This window comes from Paracraurococcus ruber, assembly GCF_004353985.1.
GTDB lineage: Bacteria > Pseudomonadota > Alphaproteobacteria > Acetobacterales > Acetobacteraceae > Paracraurococcus > Paracraurococcus ruber.
Genome location: NZ_SMOA01000416.1, coordinates 1 through 3,400, shown reverse-complemented (window position 1 = coordinate 3,400; position 3,400 = coordinate 1). Strand labels below are relative to the sequence as shown.

At 76.4% G+C, this 3,400-nt stretch carries 3 protein-coding genes; all 3 read left to right on the top strand.

The window, feature by feature from the left end:
- The first annotated feature begins 75 nt into the window (after window positions 1-75).
- Window positions 76-1,272: a class I SAM-dependent rRNA methyltransferase gene (locus E2C05_RS30025; protein WP_133223284.1), complete on the top strand. Its 1,197-nt coding sequence runs from the start codon at window positions 76-78 to the stop codon at window positions 1,270-1,272.
- Window positions 1,269-1,658 carry a DUF3293 domain-containing protein gene (locus E2C05_RS30020; RefSeq protein WP_133223283.1) on the top strand — a complete coding sequence of 130 codons (390 nt, stop codon included), beginning with the start codon at window positions 1,269-1,271 and terminating at the stop codon, window positions 1,656-1,658. Before E2C05_RS30025 ends, E2C05_RS30020 begins: the two co-directional genes overlap by 4 nt.
- 258 nt (window positions 1,659-1,916) lie before the next feature.
- Window positions 1,917-3,362 carry an amidase gene (locus E2C05_RS30015; RefSeq protein ID WP_133223282.1) on the top strand — a complete coding sequence of 482 codons (1,446 nt, stop codon included), beginning with the start codon at window positions 1,917-1,919 and terminating at the stop codon, window positions 3,360-3,362.
- Window positions 3,363-3,400 lie beyond the last annotated feature (38 nt).

Here is a 3,400-nt window from a genome sequence, read left to right as displayed (position 1 = left end):
CGGCGGGCCGCGGCCCGCCCGGTCCGCGCCGGGGCCGTCCTTGCGCCACCCCTGCGGCGCGCCTACCCAGCCCGGATGAGCGCCGCCCCCGACACCCGCCCGCTGATCCGGCTGCTGCCCGGCCATGACCGCCGGGTGAAGGCGGGGCATCCCTGGGCCTTCTCGAACGAGATCGCGATGTCCGCCGCCGCCCGCGCCCTGCCGGCCGGCGGCGCCATCCGGCTGGAGGGCGATGATGGCTGGCGCCACGGCACCTGGAGCTTCAACCCGCACAGCCTGATCGCCGCCCGGCTGCTGGACCGCGACCCGGGCGCGGCGCTCGACCTCGGCTGGGCCCGGGCGCGCCTCGGCGCCGCGCTGGCGCTGCGGGAGAGGCTGTACGACACGCCCTTCTACCGCTTGGTGCATGCCGAGGCCGATGGCCTGCCCGGCCTGGTGGTGGACCGCTATGGCGACGCCCTGGCGCTGCAGGCCAACACCGCGGGGATGGAGGCGCTGACGCCCGTGCTGGTCGAGGCGCTGTGCGACCTGGTCTCCCCCCGCCTGGTGGTCGCCCGCAACGACGCCGCGGTGCGGACGCTGGAGGGGCTGGAGGAGCGCGTCGCGCCGCTGCTGGGGGAGGACACCACGGCGCGGGTGGAGGAAGGCGGCCTCGGCTTCTCCGTCGACCTGCTGGGCGGGCAGAAGACCGGCTGGTTCTACGACCAGCGGGAGAACCGCGACCGCGTCGCCCGCCTGGCCCCCGGCGCGACCGTGCTGGACGCCTTCTGCCATACCGGCGGCTTCGGCCTGCGCTGCGCCGCCGCCGGCGCGGCGCAGGTCACGCTGCTGGACCGCAGCGCGCATGCCCTCGACCTCGCCATGGCGACCGCCCGCGGCAACGGGCTGGAGGCGCGGGTCGAGGCCCGCCGCGCCGAGGCGCTGGAGGCGCTGGAGCGGATGGGCGCCGCCGGCACGCGCTTCGACATCGTCGTCGCCGATCCGCCGGCCTTCGCCAAGGCGCGGAAAGACCAGCCGCAGGCGCTGCGCGGCTATGGCAAGCTGGCGCGGCTGGCGGCGGCGCTGGTGGCGCCGGGGGGGTTCCTCTTCATCGCCTCCTGCTCCCACCATGTCGCGCCGGGCGACTTCGCGGATGCGGTCATCTGGGGCATCGGCCGGGCCCGTCGCGACGCGCGGCTGCTGTTCCAGGGCGGCGCCGGGCCGGACCACCCGGTGCATCCGCAGCTGCCCGAAAGCGCCTATCTGAAGGCGCTGCTCTTCCAGCTGGGATGAGCACCCGGCTGCGACGCGCCTACCGCGCCAGCGGCTACGAGGCGGCGGGCGCCGTCGCCCGCATCGGCCGCCGCAGCGCCGCGCTGGATGCGCTGCTGCGCCGCATGGGCGTGCGGGACGCCGCCTTCGTCTCCGCCTGGAATCCCTTCAGCCGGCGCATGCCCGAAGGCTGGAATGCCCGGCGGCATGCCCGGCTGCTGGCGGCGACGCGGCGCTGCCCGCGGCTGGAAGGCTGGGGTGGCACCGCGGCCTGGCGGGAACGGCACCTGCTGCTGGGCGGCGATGCGCGGCGCGGCGCGGTGTTGGCGCGCCGCTTCCGGCAGAATGCGATCGTCGTCCTGCGACGCGGCCAGCCGGCGCGGCTGGTGGTGCTGCGGCCGCTCTGACGCCGCCGCCGGCCGGCGTTTGCGCGCCCCCGGCAGGCGATTGCGCTTCCCGGCGGGCGATTGCGCGCCCCGGCGAGCGGTTGCGCGCCCCGGCGAGCGGTTGCGCGCCCCGGCGAGCGGTTGCGCGCCCCGGCGAGCGGTTGCGCGCCCCGGCGAGCGGTTGCGCGCCCCGGCAAGCGGTTGCGCGCCCCGGCAAGCGGTTGCGCGCCCCGGCAAGCCGGGTTGCAATCCCCGGGCCCGAGGGGAAGGAATGCCGCCATGGACGACCTGGTCCGCCTGACCGCCACCGAGGCGGTGGCGCGGCTCAAGCGGCGGGAGGTCTCGCCGCTTGACCTGCTCGACGCCGCCGAGCGCCGGATCGCTGCGGTGGAGCCGGCGGTGAATGCCCTGCCCACCCTCTGCCTCGACCGCGCCCGCGACCATGCCCGGCGGCTGCTGGCGGGGCAGGGGACGGAGCAGTCTGGCCATCCCGGCTGGCTGGCCGGCCTTCCGGTCTCCATCAAGGACCTGACCGATGTCGCCGGCGTGCGGACCACCTATGGCTCGCCGATCTTCCGCGACCATGTGCCCGACGCGTCCCATCCGCTGGTCGAGCGGATCGAGGCGCTGGGCGGCATCGTGCTGGGCAAGTCCAACACGCCGGAATTCGGCGCCGGCGGCTCCACCTTCAACGAGGTCTTCGGCCGCACCCGCAACCCCTGGAACACCGCGCTGACCTGCGCCGGCAGCACCGGTGGCGGGGCGGTGGCGGTCGCCACCGGGGAATGCTGGCTGTCGCACGGGTCGGACCATGGCGGCAGCCTGCGCCGGCCGGCGACCTATTGCGGCGTGGTCGGGCTGCGCCCCTCGCCCGGGCGGGTCACCCGCGGCACCTCCAACACGCTGTTCGGCCCGCTCTCGGTGCAGGGGCCGATGGCGCGCAACATCCCCGACCTCGCGCTCTTCCTCGACACCATGGCGGGCTGGGACATCCGCGACCCGCTGACCTATGACGCGCCGGCGACGCCCTATGCGGCGGCGGTGGCCGGGGCGCGGCCGCCGAAGCGCATCGCCTACAGCACCTTCGACGGCAGCCTGGCCATCGACCGGGAATCCCGCGCGCTCTGCGAGGCCGCCGCCCGCCGCTTCACGGAGGCCGGCTGCGCGGTGGAGGAGGTGCGGCTCGACCTCGGCGGGCTACAGGAGGCCTTCCTGGCGCTGCGCAGCCAGCAATTCGTGGTGGACCGGGAGAAGCAGCTGGAGACCCAGCGCGACCTGCTGAAGCCCGACATCGTCTGGAACACCGAGCGCGGGCTGGCCGGCACGCCCAGCCGGCTCGCCTGGGCGGAGCGCGAGCGCGCCGCCTGGTATCGCCGCCTGCTGGCGGTCTTCGCCGGGGCCGACGTCATCGTCACGCCCGGCGCCGGCACGCCGGCCTTCGACGTCATGCTGCGCCACCCCGAGAGCATCGGCGGCCAGCGCCTCGAGAACTACATGGCCGGGTCGATGTGGAACGCCGCCTTCACCCTGGCCGGCTGCCCCGCCGTCGCGGTGCCCTGCGGCTTCGACCAATACGGGCGCCCGGTGGGGCTGCAGGTGGTGGCGCCGCCGCGGCGGGACGAGGTCGCGCTGGCCGCGGCGGCGGTGTTCGAGCGAATCACCGGCCTCGACCGCCTGCTGCCGATCGACCCGCGCGCGGGCACGGTGCCGCCGCCCGAGCCGTGAGGGGCGAGGCGGCGGCGGGCGCGGGCGGCGCGAGGCGC